At 70.0% G+C, this 24,520-nt stretch carries 22 protein-coding genes, 2 tRNA genes and 1 pseudogene; 7 read left to right on the top strand and 18 right to left on the bottom strand.

Features of this window, described 5'->3' with window-relative positions:
• The first annotated feature begins 92 nt into the window (after positions 1-92).
• Entirely contained in the window at positions 93-2,126 is a 2,034-nt protein-coding gene (pknB, locus tag AC3IYI_RS20795; RefSeq protein WP_489405180.1) for a Stk1 family PASTA domain-containing Ser/Thr kinase, read from the top strand.
• Positions 2,127-2,266: 140 nt separating this feature from the next.
• On the top strand, positions 2,267-3,304 hold the full coding sequence (locus AC3IYI_RS20790) for a restriction endonuclease (RefSeq protein WP_489405179.1): 1,038 nt from the start codon (positions 2,267-2,269) through the stop codon (positions 3,302-3,304).
• Positions 3,305-3,361: 57 nt separating this feature from the next.
• Here AC3IYI_RS20790 and AC3IYI_RS20785 read toward each other — a convergent pair whose 3' ends face one another.
• The 6 genes and pseudogenes from AC3IYI_RS20785 to AC3IYI_RS20760 form a co-directional block, all read right to left on the bottom strand.
• A complete protein-coding gene (locus AC3IYI_RS20785; protein WP_489405178.1) occupies positions 3,362-4,075 on the bottom strand; it encodes a class E sortase in 714 nt (237 codons plus the stop codon).
• A gap of 10 nt (positions 4,076-4,085) precedes the next feature.
• A pseudogene (locus tag AC3IYI_RS20780) lies at positions 4,086-4,766 on the bottom strand (class E sortase); the annotation flags it as partial.
• Between the two features lie 131 nt (positions 4,767-4,897).
• Entirely contained in the window at positions 4,898-5,536 is a 639-nt protein-coding gene (locus AC3IYI_RS20775) for an aminodeoxychorismate/anthranilate synthase component II (RefSeq protein WP_243331047.1), read from the bottom strand.
• On the bottom strand, positions 5,533-5,733 hold the full coding sequence (locus tag AC3IYI_RS20770) for a hypothetical protein (RefSeq protein WP_215021282.1): 201 nt from the start codon (positions 5,731-5,733) through the stop codon (positions 5,533-5,535). The genes AC3IYI_RS20775 and AC3IYI_RS20770 overlap by 4 nt, the downstream gene beginning before the upstream one ends.
• Before the next feature lie 65 nt (positions 5,734-5,798).
• Positions 5,799-6,533 (bottom strand): class E sortase, encoded by a 735-nt coding sequence (locus tag AC3IYI_RS20765; protein ID WP_489405177.1) that lies wholly within the window; start codon positions 6,531-6,533, stop codon positions 5,799-5,801.
• The gene (locus AC3IYI_RS20760; RefSeq protein WP_489405176.1) at positions 6,502-7,278 is read right to left on the bottom strand and encodes a DUF881 domain-containing protein; all 777 of its coding nucleotides are present in this window, start codon (positions 7,276-7,278) and stop codon (positions 6,502-6,504) included. Before AC3IYI_RS20760 ends, AC3IYI_RS20765 begins: the two co-directional genes overlap by 32 nt.
• Before the next feature lie 91 nt (positions 7,279-7,369).
• Between AC3IYI_RS20760 and crgA the strand changes: the two genes are divergently transcribed.
• Positions 7,370-7,624: a cell division protein CrgA gene (crgA, locus tag AC3IYI_RS20755; protein WP_250738676.1), complete on the top strand. Its 255-nt coding sequence runs from the start codon at positions 7,370-7,372 to the stop codon at positions 7,622-7,624.
• A 106-nt stretch (positions 7,625-7,730) separates the two neighbouring features.
• On the opposite strand, the gene AC3IYI_RS20750 is transcribed toward crgA, so the two are convergent.
• A complete protein-coding gene (locus tag AC3IYI_RS20750; protein ID WP_489405175.1) occupies positions 7,731-8,615 on the bottom strand; it encodes a rhomboid family intramembrane serine protease in 885 nt (294 codons plus the stop codon).
• Positions 8,616-8,709: 94 nt separating this feature from the next.
• Positions 8,710-9,237 (bottom strand): peptidylprolyl isomerase, encoded by a 528-nt coding sequence (locus AC3IYI_RS20745; RefSeq protein ID WP_489405174.1) that lies wholly within the window; start codon positions 9,235-9,237, stop codon positions 8,710-8,712.
• 176 nt (positions 9,238-9,413) lie between these two features.
• Here AC3IYI_RS20745 and AC3IYI_RS20740 point away from each other — a divergent pair, with 176 nt between their 5' ends.
• Positions 9,414-10,172 carry a DUF5324 family protein gene (locus tag AC3IYI_RS20740; RefSeq protein ID WP_489405173.1) on the top strand — a complete coding sequence of 253 codons (759 nt, stop codon included), beginning with the start codon at positions 9,414-9,416 and terminating at the stop codon, positions 10,170-10,172.
• Between the two features lie 65 nt (positions 10,173-10,237).
• Here AC3IYI_RS20740 and AC3IYI_RS20735 read toward each other — a convergent pair whose 3' ends face one another.
• Both AC3IYI_RS20735 and AC3IYI_RS20730 read right to left on the bottom strand, forming a co-directional pair.
• The gene (locus AC3IYI_RS20735; RefSeq protein ID WP_489405172.1) at positions 10,238-10,744 is read right to left on the bottom strand and encodes a LysM peptidoglycan-binding domain-containing protein; all 507 of its coding nucleotides are present in this window, start codon (positions 10,742-10,744) and stop codon (positions 10,238-10,240) included.
• Positions 10,745-10,879: 135 nt separating this feature from the next.
• Positions 10,880-11,359 (bottom strand): MarR family winged helix-turn-helix transcriptional regulator, encoded by a 480-nt coding sequence (locus tag AC3IYI_RS20730; protein WP_489405171.1) that lies wholly within the window; start codon positions 11,357-11,359, stop codon positions 10,880-10,882.
• A gap of 101 nt (positions 11,360-11,460) precedes the next feature.
• Here AC3IYI_RS20730 and AC3IYI_RS20725 point away from each other — a divergent pair, with 101 nt between their 5' ends.
• Complete coding sequence (locus tag AC3IYI_RS20725; RefSeq protein WP_489405170.1) at positions 11,461-12,942, top strand: MFS transporter; 1,482 nt, start codon at positions 11,461-11,463, stop codon at positions 12,940-12,942.
• A gap of 133 nt (positions 12,943-13,075) precedes the next feature.
• On the opposite strand, the gene AC3IYI_RS20720 is transcribed toward AC3IYI_RS20725, so the two are convergent.
• The 3 genes from AC3IYI_RS20720 to AC3IYI_RS20710 form a co-directional block, all read right to left on the bottom strand.
• Positions 13,076-13,894, bottom strand: coding sequence for an isocitrate lyase/PEP mutase family protein (locus AC3IYI_RS20720; RefSeq protein ID WP_489405169.1), 819 nt, complete (start codon positions 13,892-13,894; stop codon positions 13,076-13,078).
• 133 nt (positions 13,895-14,027) lie between these two features.
• Positions 14,028-17,036 carry a glycine--tRNA ligase gene (locus tag AC3IYI_RS20715; protein WP_489405168.1) on the bottom strand — a complete coding sequence of 1,003 codons (3,009 nt, stop codon included), beginning with the start codon at positions 17,034-17,036 and terminating at the stop codon, positions 14,028-14,030.
• A 112-nt stretch (positions 17,037-17,148) separates the two neighbouring features.
• Positions 17,149-17,221: transfer RNA gene (locus AC3IYI_RS20710), tRNA-Ala, on the bottom strand.
• Positions 17,222-17,380: 159 nt separating this feature from the next.
• On the opposite strand from AC3IYI_RS20710, the gene AC3IYI_RS20705 reads away from it, so the two are divergent.
• The gene (locus AC3IYI_RS20705) at positions 17,381-17,932 is read left to right on the top strand and encodes a helix-turn-helix domain-containing protein (protein WP_385368535.1); all 552 of its coding nucleotides are present in this window, start codon (positions 17,381-17,383) and stop codon (positions 17,930-17,932) included.
• 59 nt (positions 17,933-17,991) lie between these two features.
• Positions 17,992-19,335 (top strand): serine/threonine-protein kinase, encoded by a 1,344-nt coding sequence (locus AC3IYI_RS20700; protein ID WP_489405167.1) that lies wholly within the window; start codon positions 17,992-17,994, stop codon positions 19,333-19,335.
• Positions 19,336-19,343: 8 nt separating this feature from the next.
• Here the strand turns inward: AC3IYI_RS20700 and AC3IYI_RS20695 are convergent, their stop codons facing one another.
• From AC3IYI_RS20695 to gyrA, 5 genes are all read right to left on the bottom strand, one after another.
• Positions 19,344-20,651: a hypothetical protein gene (locus tag AC3IYI_RS20695; RefSeq protein ID WP_489405166.1), complete on the bottom strand. Its 1,308-nt coding sequence runs from the start codon at positions 20,649-20,651 to the stop codon at positions 19,344-19,346.
• Positions 20,652-20,775: 124 nt separating this feature from the next.
• A complete protein-coding gene (locus AC3IYI_RS20690) occupies positions 20,776-20,910 on the bottom strand; it encodes a DLW-39 family protein (protein WP_208809277.1) in 135 nt (44 codons plus the stop codon).
• 157 nt (positions 20,911-21,067) lie between these two features.
• Positions 21,068-21,141 (bottom strand) — tRNA-Ile (locus AC3IYI_RS20685).
• Positions 21,142-21,247: 106 nt separating this feature from the next.
• Positions 21,248-21,799 (bottom strand): DUF3566 domain-containing protein, encoded by a 552-nt coding sequence (locus tag AC3IYI_RS20680; protein ID WP_489405165.1) that lies wholly within the window; start codon positions 21,797-21,799, stop codon positions 21,248-21,250.
• 86 nt (positions 21,800-21,885) lie between these two features.
• The gene (gene gyrA / locus AC3IYI_RS20675) at positions 21,886-24,501 is read right to left on the bottom strand and encodes a DNA gyrase subunit A (RefSeq protein ID WP_489405164.1); all 2,616 of its coding nucleotides are present in this window, start codon (positions 24,499-24,501) and stop codon (positions 21,886-21,888) included.
• Between the last annotated feature and the right edge of the window lie 19 nt (positions 24,502-24,520).

Genomic DNA, 24,520 nt, shown 5'->3' with positions numbered 1-24,520 from the left:
CACCGACGATCGGCCGGTAGCCTTTGCGCGAACAGCACACCGCCGGACCACACACCGGTGCGGTCGGGACTGACGGAGAGGGCTGCAACGTTATGGAAGAGCCGCGTCGCCTCGGCGGCCGGTACGAGCTGAGCCACGTGCTCGGCCGCGGTGGCATGGCCGAGGTCTACCTCGCCCACGACACCCGGCTCGGCCGTACCGTCGCCGTCAAGACCCTGCGCGCCGACCTCGCCCGCGACCCGTCCTTCCAGGCCAGGTTCCGCCGCGAGGCCCAGTCGGCCGCATCGCTCAACCACCCGGCGATCGTCGCCGTGTACGACACCGGCGAGGACTACGTCGACAACATCTCCATCCCGTACATCGTGATGGAGTACGTCGACGGCTCGACCCTGCGCGAGCTCCTGCACTCCGGCCGCAAACTGCTGCCCGAGCGCACCCTGGAGATGTGCATCGGCATCCTCCAGGCGCTGGAGTACTCGCACCGCGCCGGCATCGTGCACCGCGACATCAAGCCCGCCAACGTCATGCTGACCCGCTCCGGCCAGGTCAAGGTCATGGACTTCGGCATCGCCCGCGCCATGGGCGACTCCGGCATGACCATGACGCAGACCGCCGCCGTCATCGGCACCGCCCAGTACCTCTCCCCGGAGCAGGCCAGGGGCGAGCAGGTCGACGCCCGCTCCGACCTCTACTCGGCCGGCTGCCTGCTGTACGAGCTCCTCGCCGTCCGGCCGCCGTTCATCGGCGACTCCCCGGTCGCCGTCGCCTACCAGCACGTACGGGAAGAGCCCCAGCCCCCGTCGAACTTCGACTCCGAGATCACGCCCGAGATGGACGCGATCGTGTTGAAGGCGCTGGTCAAGGACGCCGACTACCGCTACCAGTCCGCCGACGAGATGCGCGCCGACATCGAGGCCTGCCTCGACGGCCAGCCCGTCGCCGCCACCGCCTCCATGGGCGTCGCCGGCTACGGCTACCCCGACCAGGGCAACGGCTACGGACACCAGGGCTACGACCAGCCCACCACCGCCCTGCGCACCGCCGACCCGAACCAGACCTCCATGCTCCCGCCGATGCCCCAGGGCGACGGCGGCTACGGCGGCCCCGGGTACCCGGACCAGGGCGGCTACGACCAGGGCGGCCGCGGCCGGCGTCCGCAGAAGAAGAGCAAGGCCTCCACGATCCTGCTGGTCACCGCCGGCATCCTCGTCCTGGTCGGCGCGATCCTGATCGGGCGCGCCCTCTTCGACACCAACGCCGACAACCGGCCCGCGGTCCCCAAGCTCATCGGCGAAACCCTGGAAACGGCCAAGGCCAACGGGGACAACGTCGGTCTCGTCGTCCAGCAGGACGGGGAGATGGCCTGCGAGACCGCCCCCAAGGGCAGCGTCTGCGAGCAGAACCCGGCCGAGGGCACCAGGGTCGACAAGAACTCCATCGTCAAGGTGAAGGTCTCCACGGGCGCGCCCAAGGTCGCCGTGCCGGACGTCCTCCGCCTGCCGTTCGACGCCGCGGAGAAGACCCTCAAGGACAAGGGCTTCCAGGTCACGAAGAAGCTGGACGAGTCCGAGGCGTCGCCCGGTACCGTCCTGGACCAGGACCCGAAGAGCGGCGGCCAGGTCGAGGCGGGCAGCACCATCACCCTGACGGTGGCCAAGGAAATCTCCAAGGCGACCGTCCCGGACCTGACCGGCAAGAGCCAGGCCGACGCTTCGAAGGCCCTGCAGGCCGTCAAGCTGAAGCTCGGCAGCATCACGGAGGTCGACGCGCCCCCGGGCACGGCCCCCAGGACGGTCGTCGGCCAGGACCCCGGCATCAACAGCCAGGTCGAGGTCGGCTCGGCGGTCAACATCTCGGTCGCCAAGCCGGTCCAGCAGCTCCAGGTCCCGAACCTGGCCGGCAGGACCATCAACCAGGCCCGGGAACTGCTGGCCGCCAAGGGCCTGGTCTTCGGAGCCGTCCTGTCGGGCTCCTCGGACGGCAAGGCGAGGATCCTCAGCACGGACCCGCCCGTCGGCAGCCCGGTGGAGCCCAACGCGGTGATCAACGTGAACACGGTCCCCGACAACCAGCAGGACGGCGGCAACGACGGCGGCGGCGGCTTCTTCGGAGGCCTGGGCGGCTGACCGCGCGGCATCGCACACCAACGGGTCGGGCCCCTCTCCACGAGAGGGGCCCGACCCATTTTTCGTACGTGTCTTCATATGTACGAAATTCGTTAGCCCGGACGGGGCGGGCAGCTGAGCCCGCCCGGGAGGGACGGGCCATGATCAACGAATCGGTGCTGCTGGAGTCCAGGACTTTGCGCACGAGCGTCCTGGAGCGGACGGACGTGCTGGACAGGGTGAAGGCGCTGTCACTACTGCCGGACGGGCTCCACGTGACGACGGCGATGGTGGCGGCGTATTACGAGGTCACCGAAGTCGTCGTTCGCGCCCTACTGTTCGACCACCGCGAGGAACTGGAGTCCAACGGCTACCGGGTTCTGACAGGTACAGAACTGAGTTACTTCAAGCAACTCGGTGACATTCGGTCACAGGTTTCGTCACTCGCAGTATTCCCCCGCCGGGCCGTCCTGAACGTCGGAATGCTCCTCAGGGACAGCGAAGTCGCACGTCAGGTGCGTACGTACCTCCTCGACGCCGAGACCGAGGTCCGCACTCGCCCTGTGGATAACCTTGTCCACAGGGCGAGTTGGGACGAGCTCGACGAGCGGATCGACAATCGCATCACCGACGTGCTCGGCAAGACCGTCGTGCCGATGCTGAACGTCCTGATCGAGACGTCCGGCGAACAGCGCCGCGAGCTGATCTCCCTCCGGGAGGACGTCCAGCAGATCCAGATGAAGCTCATCGAACACGACCTCCAGATCAGCCGCCTCCAGCGCGGCCAGGACGTGAGGGCCCTCACCGGGGTCATCGGGACCATCGACGCAATGAACTGGAAGGAGTTCGAACTGCACGTCGCAGAGCTATTGCGGCGGGACGGGTGCACCGACGTCGAGGTGTACGGCGGGCACGGCGGCGACCGCGGGGTCGATATCACCGCCAAGACGGCCGACGGACGCTCGGTCGCCGTCCAGTGCAAGAACTTCGCGCCCTTCCGGCACGTGCTCAGCGGTGAGATGCAGAAGTTCCTCGGCTCCTCCAAGGTCCTCCACCAGGCCGACGTGGCCCTCTACGTGGCCACCTGCGCCTTCACGCGCGAGTCCCTGGCCATCGCCACTCAGGGGGGCGTCACGGCCGTCCACAGGGGCCTTCTGGAGGCCTGGAGCGCCGGAGTCCGGCTCCAGGTCTTGCGCTGACTTTGAAAGCGACAGCCTGTCGCTTTCAAACGAGGGTTATCCACAGCGCAACGACTGTCAGCGCAGCTCCGCCGGAAGGCTCCGCTTCGCGTCGACCTTCTCCGTGCGGACCAGCTCGCCCCACACGATGTAGCGGTACTTCGAGGTGTACACGGGCGTGCAGGTCGTCAGGGTGATGTAGCGGCCCGGTGCCGTGCGGCCCGACTCCTTGGGGACCGGGCTGATCGAGTCCACGTTGTACTTCGAGGTCTGGCTCAGTTCCGCGAAGACCTTGTACACGTACCAGGTGTCGCGGGTCTCGAAGACGAGCGCGTCGCCGTTCTTCAGCTTGTCGATGTTGTGGAACTTGGCCCCGTGCCCGTCGCGGTGCGCCGCCAGCGCGAAATTGCCCGCCGGGTCCCACGGCAGCGCCGACTTGACCGGCTCCGTGTAGTAGCCGGCGACGCCGTCGTTCAGGACCTCCGAGGCGGTGCCCCGCTTGACCAGCACCTCGCCGTTCTTCATCGCCGGCACGTGCAGGAAGCCGATCCCGCCCTGGGTGTCCAGCGCGCCCGGCGCCGCGGCCGCCTGCGAGGGCGCCGCCCGGTCCCACTGCTCGCGCACCGCGTCCCCGCGCGCGGAGGCGTCCCGGTCGGCCAGGACGTTCGTCCACCACAGCGAGTACGCCACGAACAGCCCGAGCACCAGGCCCACCGTGATCAGGACCTCGCCCAGCAGGCTCAGGAACCCCGCGACGGCGCTGCGGTGCGGGGGCGGTGCGGCACGTGACACTGCGGTTCCTCTACGGGCTGGTCAGCTCGGGCGGAGCACCCTGACTGCGGGGGCGTTCAGCTGTCATCCTGCCCCATACGATCAGCCGGTAGGTGCTGGTGAACTCCGGGGTGCAGGTGGTCAGCGTGATGTACCGGCCCGGGGCGGTGAATCCCGATCCGGCCGGCACCGGCTTGATCACCGCCACGTTCGACGGCGGGGTCTGCGCGAGCTGCGCGCTCGTCTCGTACGTGTAGTACGCGTCCCGCGTCTCCACCACGATCTTGTCCCCCGGCACCAGCCGGTTGACGTAGCGGAACGGTTCTCCGTGTGTGTTCCGGTGGCCCGCCAGCGCGAAGTTGCCTTGGCGGTCGGCCGGCATCCCGGTCGCGAGCGGCGCCTCGGAGTAGTGGCCGACCATGCCCTTGTCGAGGACCTTCGCCTTGTTCGTCCCCTCCGCGACCGGCACCTTCACGTCCAGCTTCGGGATGTACAGGATCGCGAAGCCCTGGCCCGGCTCGAACGCCGCCGCGACCGGCGGGGCGGCCGCCCCGGCCGGATCGCGGTCCCAGTTCTCGAGCAGGGAGCCGGCCGCGTCATCGGCCGTCCGGCCCGCCAGGAAGTTGGTGTACCAGAGCTGGTAGCCGACGAAGAGCAGCATCACCAGGCCCAGCGTGATGAACAGCTCCCCGGCGAGCCTGCTGACGACCACCACCGGTCCGCCCGAGGCCGGCCGCCTGCGCCGCCGGCCCCGGCCCCGCGCGCGCGTACGCTTCGCGGCCTCCTGCGCTGCCCTGCGTCGCGCTGCCCGGCCCTCGGTGGGCGCGGACGGCGCGAGCGCCGTCACGCGACGGCCTTGCCCACCACCGGGGCGAGCCCCACCGAGCGCTCCACCGCGCCCGCGTCACCGCAGCGCACCAGCCAGTTCGCGAGCATCCGGTGGCCCCACTCGGTCAGCACGGACTCGGGGTGGAACTGCACGCCCTCGACGTCGTGCTCGCGGTGACGCAGACCCATGATGATCCCGTCCTCGGTCCGCGCCGTGACCTCCAGCGTGTCCGGCAGGGTCGGCGGCTCGGCCGCGAGGGAGTGGTACCGGGTCGCGGTGAAGGGCGAGGGCAGTCCCTCGAAGACGCCGAGGCCCTCGTGGACCACCGGCGAGGTCTTGCCGTGCAGCAGTTCCGGAGCCCGGCCGACGACGCCTCCGTAGGCGACGGCCATCGACTGCATGCCGAGGCAGACGCCGAAGACCGGTACGCCCGTGTCCGCGCAGTGGCGGACCATGTCCACGCAGATGCCGGCCTCTTCGGGCGTCCCCGGACCCGGGGACAGCAGGACCCCGTCGAAGCCGTCCTGGGCGTGGGCGAGCTCGACCTCGTCGTTGCGCAGCACCTCGCATTCGGCGCCGAGCTGATAGAGGTACTGGACCAGGTTGAAGACAAAGCTGTCGTAATTGTCGACAACCAGAATGCGCGCGCTCACGGAGTCGCTCCCGATCCCTCGTCCACCGTCACATCGTTGAACGGAAGCAGCGGCTCGGCCCACGGGAAGACGTACTGGAACAGCACGAACACCACCGCGAGCACCAGCACGAGGGAGATCACCACACGTACCCACGCGTTGCCCGGCAAATGCCGCCAGATCCAGCCGTACATGCCGCCTGTGTCCTTTTCGTCCACGATCGTTCAACGCACCGCAGGGGCGGTACGTCCACAGCCTAAAGCCACCCGCCCGGCGCGGAGGGTCACCTTGCCAAACCCTCCGGTACACCCTGGGCCAGGGTCCGCATACCGGTCAGTTCGGCCCAGACCACGAGCCGGTGGCTGTGGCCCCATTCCGGGTCGCAGGTGGTCAGCGTCAGGTACGTGCCCGGCCCGGTGAAGGGCGAGCGGCTCGGCACCGGATCGACCACGCCGACCTCCGTGGGGAGGGTGCGCAGCGCTTCGGCGCGGACGGTGTACGTGTACCAGCCGGTGGCGTCCTTGAGGATCACCAGGTCGCCGGGGCGCAGCTTGGGGATGTCCTTGAAGGGGTCCCCGTACGTGCGCCGGTGGCCCGCCACGGCGAAGTTCCCGGTGGAGCCGAGCCGGGCCGTGCCGGCGTAGTGGCCCAGGCCCTTCTTCAGCAGCTCGGTGCCCGTGCCCTCCAGGACGGGCTTGTTCCAGCGCGGGCCGAAGCGCGGTACGTACATCTCGGCGAAGGCCCGGCCCGGCGGGTACGCGGCGCTCTGCGGTGCGGCCGGGGCCGCCGACGGCGCGGGGGCGGGCTGCGGAGCGGCCGCGGGCGCCGCGGACCAGCGGTCGCGCATGCGGGCCATCTCCCCGTCCATGGCCTGGTCGGCCTTGACCCCGGTCCACAGCAGGACGTAGACGACGAAGAGCACGATGAGCGAGCCCGCGGTCAGGCACACCTCGCTGAACGTCCGTACCAGCAGGCGCAGTACGGCGTCACGGGGTGGCGGACTCCAGCGGCTTCGCATAGTGGAGGTCCACTGTGCCGGAGTAGCCCGGCAGTGTCAGCGCCTTGTGCTCGTCCACTTTCCAGCCGAGCCCGTACGCGTTCACGTACAGCTGGTAGTTCTGCAGCGCCGGGGAGGCCGCGAGGGCCTTCTTCAGCGCGCCGGGGTCACCGACCGCCGACACCTTGTACGGGGGCGAGTACACCCGGCCCTGGAGGATCAGGGTGTTGCCCACGCAGCGCACGGCGCTGGTGGAGATCAGGCGCTGGTCCATGACCTGGATGCCCTGGGCGCCGCCCTGCCAGAGGGCGTTGACCACGGCCTGGAGGTCCTGCTGGTGGATCACCAGGTCGTTTGGCTGCGGCTCGGGCACGTTGGGGATGCGGGCCGTGGCGTTCGGGGGCGCGTCGTTCAGGGTGACCGTGACGGCCTTGCCGGTGATCTCCTCGGTGCCGGAGGCGGCGCGCAGGGCGGCCAGCTTGGCGTCCTCGGCCTTGGTGCTCCCGTTGTCGCGTTCGGCGAGGGCGTCGACCTGGCCGCGTGCGGTGGCGGTGCTCTTCTCCAGCTCCAGATTGTTCTGGCTGCGCTCCTGGATCAGGTCGGACAGCTTGAGGAGCGAGGCGTCCGTCCGGATGTTCGTACCCTTGGAGGTGTTGAAGCTGGTGACGAAGATCAAGCCGGCCAGGGCGAAGACGGCGGCCGTGAGCAGCCGGACCGGTCTGGCACGGCGACGGGGACCCGCGGAGGAGTCGTCGGAATTGGTCAACGTACCGTTCTCCTTCAACGCCACAGGTCCACTACGCTAACGGACGCCCGGGGCAGGCAAGGTCCCCAGCCCATCGACAGGAGAGCCCCTCGTGCCGAAGTCACGTATCCGCAAGAAGGACGACTACACGCCGCCCCCCACGCGGACGCCGCAGTCGATCAAGCTGACGAACCGCAACTGGGTCGCCCCGGTCATGCTGGCGTTCTTCTTGGTCGGTCTGGCATGGATCGTCGTTTTCTATCTGTCCGAGACCCAACTTCCGATCGAAGCTCTCGGAAATTGGAACATTGTGGTCGGATTCGGCTTCATTGCGGCAGGATTCGGCGTCTCTACGCAGTGGAAGTAGCCCGGCTCCGCAAGCTCTCCCCATGAGTTATCCACAGCGTCATCCACACCTGAGGAAAAGACAGAAGATCTGTGGATAACTCTGTGGAGAGTTGACGCCGGTGTGATCAGTTGAGTACGGAAAGTTCGGCCGTCCGGATCGCGATCAGGGCTGTGGCCAGCAGGAACACCGCCACACAGGTGCCCCACTGGACGAATTTGCGATTCCGCGCGCCCATGTCCTTGGCTGGCCACAGGAAGCCCGACGCGACCAGCACACCGGTGACGAGGCCACCGATATGGGCCTGCCAGGACACGTTCAGCCCCGGTACGAAGGTCAGTACCAGCATGAACACGGCCATGGTGATCAGCGGCCGCATCTCGTACCGCATCCGGCGAGCCAGCACCACGGTGGCGCCGAGCAGGCCGAAGACGGCCCCGGAGGCGCCGAGGGTAGGGACGTTCATCGGGGTCAGCAGATAGACCACGGCGCTGCCGCCCAGGGCCGACAGCAGGTACACGGTGAGGTAGCGGGCCCGGCCGAGGGCCTGCTCCAGCGGTCCGCCGATGAACCACAGGGCGAGCATGTTGCCGAAGACGTGCCACAGCTCGGTGTGCAGGAACGTCGAGGTCAGCAGCCGGTAGTACTCGCCGGTGGAGACGCCTTCCGCCGGCCCGCCCTCCAGCTCTCGGTACCAGCCCAGCAGCTCCAGCTGGATCGCCAGCCCGGGAAAGACCTGGACCGCGAGGAACACCGCCACGTTGATCCCGATCAGGATCTTGGTGACCAGGTACGGATCGGCGGCGGCCACCCCGCCCGCGATCGTGCGCGGGGCGTTGGCGGCGGGCCCGTGGCCCGTTCCCGAGCCCCCGCGGACGCACTCGGGGCACTGGAAGCCGACCGAGGCGCTGATCATGCACTCGGGGCAGATCGGCCGCTCGCAGCGCGTACAGCTGATCCCGGTCTCGCGGTCCGGGTGCCGGTAGCAGCCCGGAAGACGGTCGGTGTCCATCGGTCCCCTCGGTCGGGGGCGGGGCGGCGGATCCGCCGCGCCCGTCCGGTACGTATCGAGGACGGACGGGCGGGGCCGAAAGGTTCCCCTGCGGTCAGCGCTTCTCGATGACGACGGACTGGATGATCACGTCGTCGAGGGGGCGCTCCGTGCGCGGGTTGGTGGGACCCGCGGCGATGGTGTCGACGATCTTCTGGCTGGCCTTGTCGCTGATCTCGCCGAAGATGGTGTGCTTGCGCGTCAGCCAGGCGGTGGGGGCGACGGTGATGAAGAACTGCGAGCCGTTGGTGCCCGGGCCGGCGTTCGCCATCGCGAGCAGGTAGGGCTTGGTGAAGGCCAGGTCGGGGTGGAACTCGTCGGCGAACTGGTAGCCGGGGCCGCCGGTGCCGTTGCCCAGCGGGTCGCCGCCCTGGATCATGAACCCGCTGATGACGCGGTGGAAGACGGTGCCGTCGTAGAGCGGGTCCGTGGTCTTCTGGCCGTCGGTGGGGCGCGTCCATTCGCGCTCGCCGGTGGCGAGTTCCACGAAGTTGCGCACGGTCTTCGGAGCGAAGTTCGGCAGAAGCTCGATCTCGATGTCGCCGTGGTTGGTCTTCAGGGTGGCGTAGAGCTTCTCGGCCACGGATCTGCCTTCCTCTCGTCATCACTGTCGGTTTCAGATCCTCGCACGGAGGGATGCACCGGACGGAAATCGTCCACCCGTATGCCCTGTCGCGCGCGCCGGGCGGCGTTATGGGAGGCATGATCCGACAAAGGGTGGAAAGGTGAACTGTGTCCGCCACCGAGGAGGAGGATCCTGTGACCCGCAAGGAAAGCGTGCGCCTGGCAGCATCAAGTGCCAGGGATACGGCGCGGCACGCAGCGGAAGTGGTGGCGCCGTACGCGGAATCCGCCAAGCACGCTGCGGTGCATTACGCCCACGAAGCAAATGAACGGCTCGCACCGAAGGTGTCGTACGCGGCCGGCGAGGCAGCCAAACAAGCCCGCCAGACGTACGACTGCCACGTACAGCCCATGATCAAATCAGCGCGCGCCCACGTCCCGCCGAATGTGGACCGGGCGGCGTCCAATGCCGTGAAGCAGACCCGTCTGGCGGCCCGGCACGCGGCGGAGTACACGCAGCCGCGTCTGGAGAGCGCCCTCGCGGCGGCCCAGCCGGTGGCCGAGGAGGCCGCTTCCCGGTCGACGGCGGCGCTGGCGGCGCTGCGCGGCCAGGTATCGGCCAAGGAGGTCAAGAAGCTCGTACGGCGCCACGAGCGGCGTGCGCGCTGCGGCCGCCTGTTCAAGGGTGTGGTGGTGGTCGGCGTCCTGGCCGGCGCAGCCTACGCCGCGTGGCGCTGGTGGGACCAGCAGTCGAACCCTGACTGGCTCGTCGAGCCGCCGGCCGCCACCGAGCTGTCGGCTCGCGACGAGGGGGCCCCGGCCTCCTTCGACGATGAGCTGGCCGCGAAGGAGCGCGACGCCGGGACGTCGGATTTCGTGTCCGGCTTGGAGGAGGAGGCCGAGGCCGCGCAGGAGCGGATCGACGCCGAGGACGCGAAGCGCAAGCACCGCTGAGGAACGCGTGAAAGAGAGCGGGGCCCGGATCCTTTCCAGGATCCGGGCCCCGCTCTCGTTTTCCGCTAGCTGGGGAGGGTGAGCTTCTGCCCCGGGTGGATCATGTCGGGGTTCGAGCCGATGACGCCCTTGTTCATCGCGTAGAGCTCGCGCCAGCGGCCCTCGTTGCCGAGCTCGCGGCGGGCGATCGCGGAGAGCGAGTCGCCCGAGCGGACGGTGTACGTGCGCTGCGCCTTGGGCGCGGGCTTCGGCATCGGGGCCGCGGGCACCGCCTTGTGCGCGGCGGAAGCCGGCGTGGGCGTGTGCGAGGCCGGCCGAGTGACGGGGGGAGCCGGTGCGGCCCTGGGCGGCATCGGCGCCGCCTTGGGCGGAGCCGCCGCCGCCATGCGCTCGGCGGCCGCCTTGGTCGCCGCTGCCGAGTCGGTGTACTTGGTCCCGGCGTCGGCAGGCATCGCGGGCGGGGCCGCCGGAGCGGCCGCGGCCTGCTGCTGCACCTGCTCAGCCGCCTTTCCCGCGGCCTTCTCGGCTTGTTCCTTCTTCTTGTCGGACCTCATGAAGTCGAACAGTCCCATGTGCGTACGCCTCCGGCATGGTGGTGCCCCCTGGGCTGAGTGCCCTTGTCCCCAACTCTCTGCCCGAAGGCGCCGGACGGCCCTGCGACGGGGCCATCCGGGGGATACCGGTGGATACCGGGAACCGGGGCGCTGCTACTGGCGGGCCCTGCGAGCCGGCCTCGGGCTCTCCGACGGGGTTGCCAGGTCGCCCTTGACGAGCAGGTTCAGTACCCGCAGCACGGCCTCGCGGTCCGCGTCCGCGAGGGAGGCGAGGGCGTCGGCGTGGACCTGGTCGACGATGCGGCTGCTCTCCTGCGCCAGGGCCGCGCCCTGCTCCGTGACGACGATGACGCGGGCCCGGCGGTCGGTGCTGGACTGCCGCCGCTCGGCCAGGCCGGCCTTCTCCAGGGCGTCGACGGTGACGACCATTGTCGTCTTGTCCATGCCCCCGATCTCGGCGAGCTGGATCTGGGTCCGCTCCTCCCCCAGGGCGTGCACGAGCACGCAGTGCATCCGCGCCGTGAGCCCGATCCGGTCGAGCGCCACCGCCATCCGGGTGCGCAGGACGTGGCTGGTGTGGTCCAGGAGGAAGGAGAGGTCCGGCTCGTTCTGTGCGGGCGCCATGGCTGTCATGTCCGCCAGTCTAGCAATTCAGTCCCCAACAGATCGTCTGCAACAGAACTATCTGATACGGTCTTACCAAGTCAGCCCGCCGCTCACGACTGGGGACACAGATGCCTGCCACTTCCGCTCCCGCCGCCCCTCCGATCGCTTCCCCCGGTGCCGCCGCGTCCGCCCCTGCCGCACCGCGCGGGCTGCGCTCCCGGTGGACCGCCCTCGGGGTGCTGTCCACCGGCGTCCTGATGACCGTCCTCGACGGCAGCATCGTCACCGTCGCCATGCCGGCCATCCAGAACGACCTCGGCTTCACCCCCGCGGGACTCAGCTGGGTCGTCAACGCCTACCTGATCGCCTTCGGCAGCCTGCTGCTCCTCGCCGGCCGGCTCGGCGACCTCATCGGCCGCAAGCGGATGTTCCTGGCCGGGACCGGCGTCTTCACCGGAGCCTCCCTGCTCGCCGGGTTCGCCGGATCCCCCGAGGTGCTGATCGCCGCCCGGTTCCTGCAGGGCCTCGGCAGCGCCATGGCCGCGGCCGTCAGCCTGGGCATCCTGATCACGCTGTTCACCGAACCCCGCGAGCGGGCCAAGGCCATCGCCGTCTTCTCCTTCACCGGCGCGGCCGGAGCCTCCCTGGGGCAGGTGCTCGGCGGGGTCCTGACCGATGCCCTCGACTGGCACTGGATCTTCTTCATCAACCTGCCCATAGGACTCGCCGCCCTCGCGCTGGCCCTGCCCGCGCTCCCCGCCGACAGCGCTCACGCCCGGACGGGTCTGCGCGCCGGGGCCGACGTCATCGGCGCCCTCCTGGTCACCGCCGGCCTGATGCTCGGCATCTTCACCGTCGTCGAGGTGGAGCGCTACGGCTGGATCTCCGCCCACACCCTCGGCCTCGGCACGCTCGCGGTCGCCCTGCTCGCCGGCTTCACCGCACGCCAGGCCAGGACCCGCACCCCGCTGGTACCGCTGCGGATCTTCCGCTCGCGGACCGTGGTCGGCGCGAACCTGGTCCAGATGCTGATGGTGGCCGCACTGTTCTCCTTCCAGGTCCTCGTCGCCCTGTACCTCCAGAACGTGCTCGGCTACGGAGCCGCCGAGACCGGCCTGGCGATGCTCCCGGCGGCCGTGGTCATCGGCGGGGTCTCCCTCTTCGCCTCGGCCCCGCTGAACGCCCGCTTCGGCGAACGGGCCGTCCTGCTCGCCGGACTGGCCCTGCTCGTCGCCGCCCTCGGCCTGCTGACCCGGCTCCCGGTCCGCGCCGACTACGTCACCGACCTGCTCCCCGTGTTGCTGCTGGCCGCCGGCTTCGGCCTGGCCCTGCCCGCCCTCACCGCGCTCGGCATGTCCGGCGCCGATGAGCAGGACGCGGGCCTCGCCTCGGGCCTGTTCAACACCACCCAGCAGATCGGCATGGCCCTCGGCGTCGCCGTCCTCTCCACCCTGGCGGCCGCCCGCACCGACTCCCTGCTCTCCAGCGGCCACGACCGCGCCGCGGCCCTGACCTCCGGCTACCACCTGGCCTTCGGCATCGGGGCCGGCCTGATGCTCACGGCGCTCGTGGTGGCCGCGACCCTGCTGCGGACCGGCCGGCGCCGGTGACCCCCGCCCGTTGTTTCACGTGAAACATCGGGCGGGACGGGCCAGAACCGGCCGGGCTGACCGATGGGACCGCGGACACGACTGTGGGCCGCTCCGTACACCGGAGCGGCCCACAGTCGTTTCACCACAGGCCCTACTTCACAAAGAGGCCGTTGAGCGTGCCGTAGTCGACCGCACCGTCGAGCGCCCCGTACGTCCCCTGCTCCAGCACCTCCACCGCAGCGGCACGGGCCGCCGTGTACGCCGCCTGGGCCACGCCGGTCCCGACGCTGACCCGGCGCACCCCGGCCTTCGCGAGCTCGGCGACGGACGGACCGCCCGGCCCGGCCAGGACGTTGACCGGCAGCGGGCCCCGCGCGATCTCACTCAGGGCGTCCAGGTCCAGCAGCCCCGGCACGAAGATCCCGTCGGCCCCGGCGGCGGCGTACGCCTCCACCCGTGCCAGTACGTCGGCGAGGCGGCCGGACTCCTCACCGATCCCGAACAGGAAGACGTCGGTACGGGCGTTGATCACCAGCTCCGGCAGCCCGGCCGCGGCGGCCGCCGCACGGGCGGCGCTGATCCGCTCGGCCTGCTCCGAGGCGGTGTGGAGCGTACCGTCGGCCGCCTTCGAGTCCTCCAGGTTGATCCCGACGGCGCCCACCGCCACCACCTCGCGCACGGTGGCCGCGACGTCCTCGTAGCCGCCCTCGACGTCCACGGTGACCGGGACGTCCACGGCCGCCACGATCCTCGCGGCCGCAGCCAGCATCTCCGGCCGCGTCGCGTGCTGCCCGTCCCCGCGCCCGATCGACCAGGCCACACCACCACTGGTGGTGGCGATGGCCTGCGCCCCGGCCGACTCGATCACGGCCGCGCTGCCCGCGTCCCAGGCGTTGGGCAGGACGAGTACGCCCTCGCCCAACGCCCGCAGCCGCAGGGCCTTCTCAGTGGTCTTCACATCCACGGTCATCGGAAGTCTCCTCAACATCAGCCTTGCTGAATGATCGTCATACCGCCCAACCCGGCCGAGATTAACGCGAAAAGCCCCCTGCCCGGCGTGTGCGCCGGGCAGGGGGCCTCGTCTCACGGCTGTCGAGCGCCGGTTACAGCGCGCGCCAGTCCAGGGTCGTGCGGGCCAGTCGCGCCACGTCGTCCAGCAGGGCCAGCCGGGCCGCGCGGACCGCCGGGTCGGGGTCCATCACCAGGACGTCGTCGAAGAAGGCGTTGATCGCGACGACCAGCGGGGCGGAGACCTCGATCAGCGCGGCGAGGTCGTCCTCGCGGCCGGTCAGGGACTTAGCGACGGACTGCGCGCTCTCGGCGAGGCGCAGCTCGGCGGGAGCGGTCAGCGGGGAACGGTCCACCGCGTCGGCGCCGCCTTCCGCGGCGTCTGCGGGGAGGATGCGCACCACGCGCTGGAGTGCGGCGGTGAGCCCGTCGAACGCCTCGGTGCCGACGTGGCGCTCCAGCGTGGCCAGGGTGCGGTCGCCGTGGGCGGGGCGATCGGCCCACACCAGGACGGCCTGGACCAGGCGGTGCTCGTGTCCGGCGTCGGTGAGCTGCTGCTCGTAGCGACGGGTGATCAGCTCGGCGGCCTCCGTGAGCCGCTCGGCGGGCACCTCGACACCCTGGGCGGCGAAGCGTTCGGCCGCCGCGCGAAGCGCCTCCTTCACGCGGACGCCGGCCAGCGCGGGAGTGCTCCGCAGAACGTTGAGCAGACCGATGGCGGCCCTGCGCACGCCGAACGGATCGGAGCTTCCGGTCGGCGCGGCACCGATCACGAACATGCCCGTCACCAGGTCGAACCGGTCGGCGAGCGACAGTACGGCGCCCGCGTCACCGGCGGGCAGCGCGCCGCCCGCGGAACGCGGAAGCTCCATCTCGGCCAGGGCTCGCGCGACCTCCGCGGACTCTCCGGCGTGGCGTGCGTACTCCTCGGCCATCACCCCGGCCAGGCCGGAGAACTCGACGACCATCTGGGAGGCCAGGTCGAACTTCGCCAGCGCACCGGCGCGGCGCACCGTGGCGAGCGCGTCCTCGTCGAGCCCCGCGTCCGCGGCCAGACCGAGGGCGAGGGCGGCGATGCGGTCGGCGCGGTCGGCGACCGTGCCGAGCCGGTCCTCGAAGGTCAGCTTGTCCAGCCGGCCGCGGAGCTCCTGGGGGGAGACCTTCAGGTCGGCGCGGAAGAAGAAGGCGGCGTCCTCGTAACGGGCCCGCAGCACCGCCTCGTTGCCCGAACGCACCACGTCGTCGTCGCACGTGCCGTTGGCGAAGGTGATGAAGTGGGGCATGAGGCGCCCGCCCGCGTCCAGCACCGGCAGGTAGCGCTGGTGCCCCCGCATCACGGTGGTCAGGACGCTCGCGGGCAGGTCGAGGTAGCTCTCGTCGAAGGATCCCCGGACCGGGTGCGGGAATTCCACGATGTCGGTGATCTCGTCGATCAGTCCGGCTTCACCGGCTACATCGATGGATCCGCCGACCTCGGCCGCCGACTCGTGGGCTCCGCGCACCACCACGTCGCGGCGGGCCTCGCGGTCCAGCAGGATGCCGTGCATCTTGAGGAAGTGGGCGTAGCCCTCGGCTGACGCCACCTGGACGACCGGGTCGGGGGCCGTGCGGTGGACCCGGGTGGTGTGGCCCGAGGAGAGCGCGGAGACGGCGACCGGCAGGGGGGTGCTGCCGAGCAGGGCGAGCAGCCAGCGGACGGGGCGGGAGAACGAAAGGGTCGGGTCGTTCCACCGCATGTTGCGGCTGGCGCGCAGCCCGGACACGACCTCGGCCAGCAGTTCGCTGAGCACCTCGACCGCCGGGCGGCCCGGCTCTTCGCGGGTGAGTACGACGTACTCGACACCGCTGACGTCGAGGACCTGCAGGTCCGCCGGGTCGACGCCCTGGCTGCGGGCGAAGCCCAGCAGGGCGGGGGTGGGGGCGCCGTCCTTGTAGGCGGCGGCGGTCTTGGGGCCGCGCACGGTCTTGGCGGTGTCCGGCTCGCGCGGCTCCACACCGTCGACCGTGATCACGATGCGGCGCGGTGTGGCCATCGCGGTGATCGGGCCGTGCCCCAGCCGGGTGGCGGCCAGCTTGGCCGTGACCGCCTCGCGCACCGCGTCGGTGGTGGCGCGGACATCGGCGTACGGCAGTTCCTCCATGCCGATCTCGAACAGCAGCGTCTCGGTGCTGGACACCGTGGGCAGCGCGGCCCGCACGGCTGCGGCCGGCGCGGCCGCCACTCCGAGCGGGTACTCCAGTACGGCGCGGCGCTGCGCCCACAGTTTGGCCGACTCGTGGGTGAGCCCGCGCATCAGGGAGAAGGCCTTGGCCCGCTCCGTGGTGCTGAGAGCGCCGCGCGCGTCGAGCACGTTGAAGGTGTGGCTGCACTTGAGTACGTACGTGTAGGCCGGGATGGGCAGCTCGAGGTCGATCATGCGCCGGGCCTCGGACGCGTACGCCTCGAAGAGCTTGTGGTGGGTGTCGACGTCGGCGTCGTCGAGGTGGTGGCGGCTCATCTCGTACTCGTTCTGGCCGAACACCTCGCCGTAGGTGATGCCCGGCGCGTAGACGATGTCCTTGAAGTGGGACACGCCCTGAAGGTTCATCAGGATGCGCTCGAGGCCGTAGGTGATCTCCACCGACACCGGGGACAGGGTGACCCCGCCGACCTGCTGGAAGTAGGTGAACTGGGTGATCTCCATGCCGTCCAGCCAGACCTCCCAGCCCAGCCCCCAGGCACCGAGCGCGGGCGAGGCCCAGTTGTCCTCCACGAACCGCACGTCGTGCGCGCTCAGGTCGACGCCGAGCGCCCGGAGGCTGCCCAGGTACAGCTCCTGCGGATTGCCCGGGTCGGGCTTGAGGATCACCTGGAACTGGGTGTGCATCTGGAGCCGGTTCGGGTTCTCTCCGTAGCGCGAGTCGTCCGGCCGCACGCTGGGCTCGACGTAGGCGACGCTCCAGGGCTCGGGGCCGATCACCCTCAGCGCCGTGGACGGGTTGGCCGTTCCGGCCCCTACCTCGGTGTTCAACGGCTGCGTGATCATGCAGCCGTTGTCGCTCCAGTACTTCTGCAGGGTGAGTATCGCGTCCTGCATCGTCAGCGCGGTGTGGCCGTTCTTCATGGTGATCGAATCGCCTGTTTCCCGAGTCGGTGCGGCAAGGTGGTGCCAGGGAACGGTACGAGAAAAGCCCCCTTGGTCTGCGTTTCCGCAGGTCAAGGGGGCTTTCTACATGTGGAGCCTAGGAGATTCGAACTCCTGACATCTGCCTTGCAAAGGCAGCGCTCTACCAACTGAGCTAAGGCCCCGGATGTGGGCATGCCGGTCCCCCGCGAGCGAGTGACCGTTCCGTAGGACAGAGTACCGGGTGTACCCCCACATCCCGCAAAATGATAGGGACTCCCGCCCCGCGACCACTCTCCGTAAGATGCTCGCGAGGTTCGCACCAGCGAAGGGGAGTAGTAAGAGTGGACGCAGTACAGCAAGAGGCGACCGCCAGAGCCAGGGAACTCCAGCGGAGTTGGTACGGGGAGCCGTTGGGCGCGCTCTTCCGCCGGCTCATAGATGACCTCGGTTTGAACCAGGCCCGCCTCGCTGCCGTCCTCGGGCTGTCGGCGCCGATGCTGTCCCAGCTGATGAGCGGCCAGCGGGCCAAGATCGGAAACCCCGCCGTGGTCCAGCGGGTTCAGGCTCTCCAGGATCTCGCCGGCCAGGTGGCCGACGGGAGCGTCAGCGCGGGAGAGGCCACCGACCGGATGGACGAGATCAAGAAGACCCAGGGAGGTTCCGTCCTCAGCAACAGCACCGGCCAGGCCGCCACCGGCTCCGGCGCACCCACCGTCAAGCGCGTCGTACGCGAGATCCAGTCGCTGCTGCGCTCGGTCTCCGCGGCCGGCGACATCATCGACGCGGCGGACACCCTCGCCCCGACCCACCCGGAACTGGCAGAGTTCCTCCGGGTGTACGGAGCGGGCCGCACCTCCGACGCCGTCGCGCACTACGAGGCGCACCAGAACTGACACGCGACGAACGCCACGCACGCAACGGACACAGCTGACGACGGGGGACGGGCGCAGCAATGGGTGAGATCTTCGCCGGCCGGTACGAACTGATCGACCCGATCGGACGTGGCGGCGCAGGCGCCGTATGGCGTGCCTGGGACCACCGGCGCCGCCGATACGTCGCAGCGAAGGTCCTCCTGCAGAGCGATGCCCACACCTTGCTGCGGTTCGTCCGCGAGCAGGCGCTGCGGATCGATCACCCGCACGTCCTGGCCCCGGCCAGCTGGGCGGCGGACGACGACAAGGTCCTCTTCACCATGGACCTCGTCGCCGGCGGCTCCCTCGCCCATGTGATCGGGGACTACGGGGCCCTGCCGCCCCGGTTCGTCTGCACCCTGCTCGACCAGCTCCTGTCGGGGCTGGCGGCGGTGCACGCGGAGGGCGTCGTCCACCGCGACATCAAACCGGCCAACATCCTGATGGAGGCCACTGGAACCGGGCGGCCGCACCTGCGGCTGTCCGACTTCGGCATCGCCATGCGCAAGGGGGAACCCCGGCTGACCGAGACCGCCTACGTGGTCGGCACGCCGGGCTATCTCGCGCCCGAACAACTCCTCGGCTCCGAGCCGGACTTCACCGCCGACCTGTTCGCCGTCGGACTGGTCGGCCTCTACCTCCTCCAGGGCACCAAGCCCGACTCCCAGGCCCTCGTGGAGCAGTTCTTCACCCACGGCACCCCGGATGCCCCCGAGGGCGTTCCCGCGCCGCTGTGGGACGTCCTGGCCGCACTGCTCCAGCCGGACCCCCGGAGCAGGTTCCAGACGGCCACCGGGGCGCGCAGGGCCCTCGCCGAGGCCTTGGAACTGCTGCCGCCGCCCGGCCCGGACAGGGATCCGGTCGAGGTCTTCGACCAACTGGGCCCGGTGCCCGCCGATTTCACACCCCAAGAGCCCCGAGGGCCCCAGGGGCTCCAGGGACCCCGCCCGTCACCGCCGGCCACTGACGGGGACGCGTACCAAACCGAGCACCGGGCCGCGCACGAAGCCCGCTACCAAGCTCAGTACCAAGCTCCGTACGAGACCCCGTCCACGGCCCCCCACGCGTCCCCGGCCGTCACCGTGCCCGCGCAGCCGGCCGACGCCCCCACACCCGTCACCACTCCCCTCGGGGTCTTCGGGCCCTCGGAGACGGGCAGCTTCCACCTCCCGCCGCCCGTCCTCGCCGGCGCCCCGACACCGCAGACCGCGCCGACGACGCCGACGGCCCCGTATCCGTACCAGCAGCAGCCCATGCCGCCCGCCACTCCCCCCGTACCCCGCACGACCGCCCTCGCGCCCCCGCCCGCGAAGGTCACCGCCGGGATCCTGCTCGCCGCGGTGCTGTGCTTCGCCGTCGGGATCTGGGCCCTGACCCAGATCTAGGGCCCGTCCTAGGCGGAACGCCGCCGGGACAGCAGGATCCAGCCGCCCAGGAGGAGCAGCAGCAGCGTCCCCGTACCGAAGCCGGCGCCCGCGACCACCCGCATCACCGACCGGTTCGCGGCGGCGGCATCGGCCTCCACGGCCGTGCTGCCCTCCTTGGCCGCCGTACGGTCCTCGGCGCCCACGCCGAACCCGCCGGCCGCGAGGTCCTCCGCGTAGGCCGGGGCCTTGCCCGGAGCGCCGATGATCTGCGTGCGCAGGGTCAGCGGGACGGGCACCGCCTCCTGGGTGAACTCCCCGACCTTCCCCGCCATGGTCACCGCGACGTAGTACCAGCCGGCCACCCGGACCGAACCGACCTTCCGGTCGGAGGCGAAGCGGTTCTCGTAGGCCACCGGCGGTGTCCGCGGCAGGGTGAGCCCCGCCTGCTTCCCGTCGTAGGAGACGTCCTCACCGTTGATCAGGGACCGGTACGGGCTGTACAGCGAGACGGAGAGCCCGGTCGAGGCGTACCCGGAGTCCTTCGTCATCGTGCCCGCGGAGAGTTCGGCCGCGAGGCCCAGCTGCTGCCCCCAGTCGAGCGGCACCCGGTAGAAGAGGGTCTGGCCGGGCCGCAGTTCGTCGCTCCAGACTCCGCTGTCCAGCGCCCGTGCGTCGTTGAAGCCGGTGCCGCCGGAGCGCGGAGCCGCGTCGCTGCCGGGCAGGGTCGGGGAGGCGGAGGGCCAGACGCTGGGGGCGGCGACGGGCGCGTTGCTGCCACCGAGCTTCGGTTCGCGCTGCACCCGCAGCTCCAGGGGCCACTCCGCCCGGTCCCCGTCCTTGGCCGTCTCGCGCGTGACCTTGACGTAGTAGGTGCCGCCCGTCTGACAGAGGGCGTCCTCCTGCATCACGCGGGCTCCCACGGCGCTGATGGGGACGGGGTCGTAGCCGAAGTCCGCGCGCCCAGGGCCGCCCATGCAGGAGTGGTTCTCGATGGTGAGGACGTCCACCGTCAGGCCGTCGCTGTAGCTCACCTTGGCGCTGCCCGGCGGCTGGAGCACGGCGGAGACGTACACGGTCGAACTGTCGTCGAGGTTGAGCCGGTAGTACCGCTCCCCCGGCGCCATCGAGTCCTTGTAGACCGCGCCGGCCTTCAACTCCGGGGCCCCGGCCGTGGAGGGCTGCCCCACCACCGCCTGCGCCCCGTCAGCGCCCCGGTAGGCGGGCACCGGCTGCGGGGTCCCCGCCGCTGCCGCGGCCCCCGGCAGCGCCGCGACCAGCCCGAGGACGGCCAGCGCCGCCGCAGCGGTCGTCCGTACCCGACGTACCCCACCCATCACACGCACCCACCCCGAGTTTGCCAACGCAAGCAAGTTCTTTGCATACCGCAATATTTCGTCACAGAGCAGCACAAAGCCCCGACCGCAGCGGCAGTCGGGGCTCTGGGATCAACCTCGGGTCTCAGACACCGGAACCAGAAGGCACGGAGTCGGTTGCCTCCGTCCACAGGTCCTGCTCTGCGCGGTCCGCCTGGATCTGGCGGTACACGAGGAGCCCGCCGATGGCGGCCAGTGCGACCAGGAGCAGCTTCTTCACCGCGCGACCTCGTCTTTCGTTGACGTAGGGGACTTCTGGCGCCCAACAATACACACCGACCGATACCGATCGGTGACCTGCCGGCCCATCAACTGGCCCACCAACTGGCCCAACGACAAAGACCCCCAGGCCATGGGCCTGGGGGTCTTCGACACTGTGGGGCTAACAGGATTTGAACCTGTGGCCTCATCCTTATCAGGGATGCGCTCTAACCAACTGAGCTATAGCCCCATCCGCGCTGCGCGCTGACTTCTGAAGGTTAGCGCACAGACCCGGTGACTCCAAAATCGATAGCGGCGGCCCGTCTGCGCAGGTCATCCGCCCCGTCCTCGGAGGCCTACTCGTCCTCGGCGAGCGTCAGCTCCACACCGCCGACGAAGCCCGCCGACAGGTTGTAGATGAACGCGCCGAGAGTCGCCAGCGCCGTCATGAGCACCACGTCGATGACCGAGATCACCGACGTGAAGATCAGAACGCGAGGCAGCGACAGGAAGGTCTGGAGGTCGAAGCCGTTGCTCTCGTTCGAGCCGGTCGCCTCGCTGATGGTGCCGCCGACGCTGGAGAAGATGCCCATGGCGTCCATGACCATCCACAGCACCACCGACGCCACGATCGTGCAGACGCCCAGCGCGATCGACAGCAGGAAGCTGACCTTCATCACCGACCAGGGGTCGGCCTTGGCCACCCGGAGCCGCGCCTTGCGCGTCCTGGGCGCCATACGGGCCCCCGTGCGCGGCTTGCGCTGCGCGCCGGGGTCGCCCGCCCCCCGCGGCGCCCCGGGGCCCTGGGGCACCGAGTACGCCTGCGGCGGGTGGTACGGCTGCTGAGGGCCGGCCCCGGCCTGAGTCTGATGCGACTGAGGCGGCTGCGGTCCTCGGGTGTCCGTCACGGTTCCCCCCTGGGAGTCCGCGGCGGGGCCACGGGCACCGTTCGTTCCAGTGTGGGCCGGTCCGGCGCCCGTGGCTCCGCTCACGCTTACTCCTCGTGCTCCCCAGCCGAGGGCTCCGTGCCCTCGGCGGCCTCGGCGGCCTGTCCTTCGACGGCCGCCTCGGTCCCGATCTCGTTCTCGCTGTCGTCGACCTCGTCAGTTTCCTGACCGGCCTCCGCGTTGCGGGCGATGCCGACGACGGCATCCCGCTTGCCCAGGTTGATCAGCTGGACGCCCATGGTGTCACGGCCGGTCTCCCGTACTTCGTTGACGCGCGTACGAATCACACCACCGCTGAGCGTGATGGCGAGAATCTCGTCCGTTTCGTCCACCACGAGCGCCCCGACGAGCGAGCCGCGGTCTTCCACGATCTTCGCGGCCTTGATGCCCAGTCCACCACGGCCCTGGACGCGGTACTCGTCCACCGGCGTCCGCTTGGCATAGCCGCCGTCGGTCGCGGTGAAGACGAACGTACCGGGCCGGACCACGCTCATGGAGAGCAGTTCGTCCCCTCCGCGGAAACTCATGCCCTTCACGCCCGAAGTGGCGCGGCCCATCGGACGCAGCGCGTCGTCGGTCGCCGTGAAGCGGATCGACTGCGCCTTCTTGCTGATGAGCAGCAGGTCGTCCTCGGCGGACACCATCTCGGCGCCGATCAGCTCGTCGTCGCTGCCGTCCTCGGTCTCCCGCAGGTTGATGGCGATGACGCCACCCGAACGGGGCGAGTCGTAGTCCTTGAGCGCCGTCTTCTTCACCAGGCCGCCCTTGGTGGCCAGGATCAGGTACGGGGCGGCCTCGTAGTCGCGGATCGCGAGGATCTGGGCGATCTTCTCGTCCGGCTGGAAGGCCAGCAGGTTCGCCACGTGCTGACCGCGGGCGTCGCGGCCGGCGTCCGGGAGCTCGTACGCCTTGGAGCGGTAGACCCGGCCCTTGTTCGTGAAGAACAGCAGCCAGTGGTGCGTGGTGGACACGAAGAAGTGGTCGACGAGGTCGTCCTGCTTCAGCTTCGTGCCGCGCACGCCCTTGCCGCCGCGCTTCTGCGAGCGGTAGTCCTCGGTCTTGGTGCGCTTGACGTACCCGCCGTGGGTGATCGTGACGACGATGTCCTCTTCGGCGATCAGGTCCTCCATGGACATGTCGCCGTCGAAGGGCACCAGCTTGGAACGCCGGTCGTCGCCGAACTTCTCGACGATGGCCGCCAGTTCCTCGCTGACGATCTGACGCTGGCGCTCCTCGGAGGCCAGGATCGCGTTGTACTCGTTGATCTTGGCCTGGAGCTCGTCGTGCTCGGCGACGATCTTCTGCCGCTCCAGGGCCGCGAGGCGGCGGAGCTGCATCTCCAGGATGGCGTTCGCCTGGATCTCGTCGATCGACAGCAGGCCCATCAGGCCCTCACGGGCGATCTCGACCGTGTTGCTGCGCCGGATCAGCGCGATGACCTCGTCGATCGCGTCCAGCGCCTTGAGCAGACCGCGCAGGATGTGGGCGCGCTCCTCCGCCTTGCGCAGGCGGAACTTCGTGCGCCGGACGATGACCTCGATCTGGTGCGTCACCCAGTGGCGGATGAAGGCGTCGATCGACAGCGTGCGCGGCACGCCGTCCACCAGCGCCAGCATGTTCGCGCCGAAGTTCGTCTGCAGGTCGGTGTGCTTGTAGAGGTTGTTCAGCACGACCTTGGCGACGGCGTCGCGCTTGAGGACGATCACCAGGCGCTGGCCGGTCCGGGACGAGGTCTCGTCCCGGACGTCGGCGATGCCGCCGACCTTGCCGTCCTTCACCAAGTCGGCGATCTTCTGCGCCAGGTTGTCGGGGTTGGTCTGGTACGGAAGCTCCGTGACCACCAGGCACTGGCGGTTCTGGATCTCCTCGACCTCGACCACCGCGCGCATCGTGATGGAGCCGCGACCGGTCCGGTACGCCTCCTCGATGCCCTTGCGGCCCACGACCAGGGCGCCCGACGGGAAGTCCGGGCCCTTGATCCGCTCGATGAGCGCGTCCTGGAGCTCCTCGTGCGAGGCCTCCGGGTGCTCCAGCGCCCACTGGGCGCCGGCCGCGACCTCGCGCAGGTTGTGCGGCGGGATGTTGGTGGCCATGCCGACCGCGATGCCCGCCGAACCGTTGATCAGCAGGTTCGGGAACCGCGCCGGCAGGACGGTCGGCTCCTGGTTGCGGCCGTCGTAGTTGTCCTTGAAGTCGACGGTCTCCTCGTCGATGTCCCGGAGCATCTCCATGGCCAACGGCATGAGCTTGCACTCGGTGTAGCGCATCGCGGCCGCCGGGTCGTTGCCCGGGGAGCCGAAGTTGCCGTTGGAGTCCACGAGCGGCATGCGCAGCGACCACGGCTGGGCCAGGCGGACCAGGGCGTCGTAGATCGAGGAGTCACCGTGCGGGTGGTACGTGCCCATGACGTCACCGACGACGCGGGCGCACTTGTAGAAGCCCTTCTCGGGCCGGTAGCCGCCGTCGTACATCGCGTACAGCACGCGACGGTGGACCGGCTTGAGGCCGTCCCGTACGTCGGGTAGCGCGCGGGAGACGATGACGGACATCGCGTAGTCGAGGTAGGAGCGCTGCATCTCCGTCTCGAGCCCGACGGGCTCGATGCGTACGACGGGCTGCTCCTCCGCGGATTCCGCGGCGGTGGGCGTGGTTTCGTCGGCCATTGCTGGTCAAAGGTCCTTT

The sequence above is a fragment of the Streptomyces sp. GL_148 genome, from assembly GCF_057834205.1.
This window is presented reverse-complemented; position numbering and strand designations above follow the sequence as displayed.

Excerpts from the sequence above, each read along its gene's own strand:
- AC3IYI_RS20720 (WP_489405169.1), bottom strand. The coding sequence starts at position 13,894 with ATGACCGTGGATGTGAAGACCACTGAGAAGGCCCTGCGGCTGCGGGCG.
- AC3IYI_RS20790 (WP_489405179.1), top strand. The coding sequence starts at position 2,267 with ATGATCAACGAATCGGTGCTGCTGGAGTCCAGGACTTTGCGCACGAGC.
- AC3IYI_RS20715 (WP_489405168.1), bottom strand. The coding sequence starts at position 17,036 with ATGAAGAACGGCCACACCGCGCTGACGATGCAGGACGCGATACTCACC.
- AC3IYI_RS20735 (WP_489405172.1), bottom strand. The coding sequence starts at position 10,744 with ATGGGACTGTTCGACTTCATGAGGTCCGACAAGAAGAAGGAACAAGCC.
- AC3IYI_RS20730 (WP_489405171.1), bottom strand. The coding sequence starts at position 11,359 with ATGACAGCCATGGCGCCCGCACAGAACGAGCCGGACCTCTCCTTCCTC.
- AC3IYI_RS20765 (WP_489405177.1), bottom strand. The coding sequence starts at position 6,533 with ATGCGAAGCCGCTGGAGTCCGCCACCCCGTGACGCCGTACTGCGCCTG.
- pknB (WP_489405180.1), top strand. The coding sequence starts at position 93 with ATGGAAGAGCCGCGTCGCCTCGGCGGCCGGTACGAGCTGAGCCACGTG.
- AC3IYI_RS20750 (WP_489405175.1), bottom strand. The coding sequence starts at position 8,615 with ATGGACACCGACCGTCTTCCGGGCTGCTACCGGCACCCGGACCGCGAG.
- AC3IYI_RS20700 (WP_489405167.1), top strand. The coding sequence starts at position 17,992 with ATGGGTGAGATCTTCGCCGGCCGGTACGAACTGATCGACCCGATCGGA.
- AC3IYI_RS20725 (WP_489405170.1), top strand. The coding sequence starts at position 11,461 with ATGCCTGCCACTTCCGCTCCCGCCGCCCCTCCGATCGCTTCCCCCGGT.
- AC3IYI_RS20695 (WP_489405166.1), bottom strand. The coding sequence starts at position 20,651 with ATGGGTGGGGTACGTCGGGTACGGACGACCGCTGCGGCGGCGCTGGCC.
- gyrA (WP_489405164.1), bottom strand. The coding sequence starts at position 24,501 with ATGGCCGACGAAACCACGCCCACCGCCGCGGAATCCGCGGAGGAGCAG.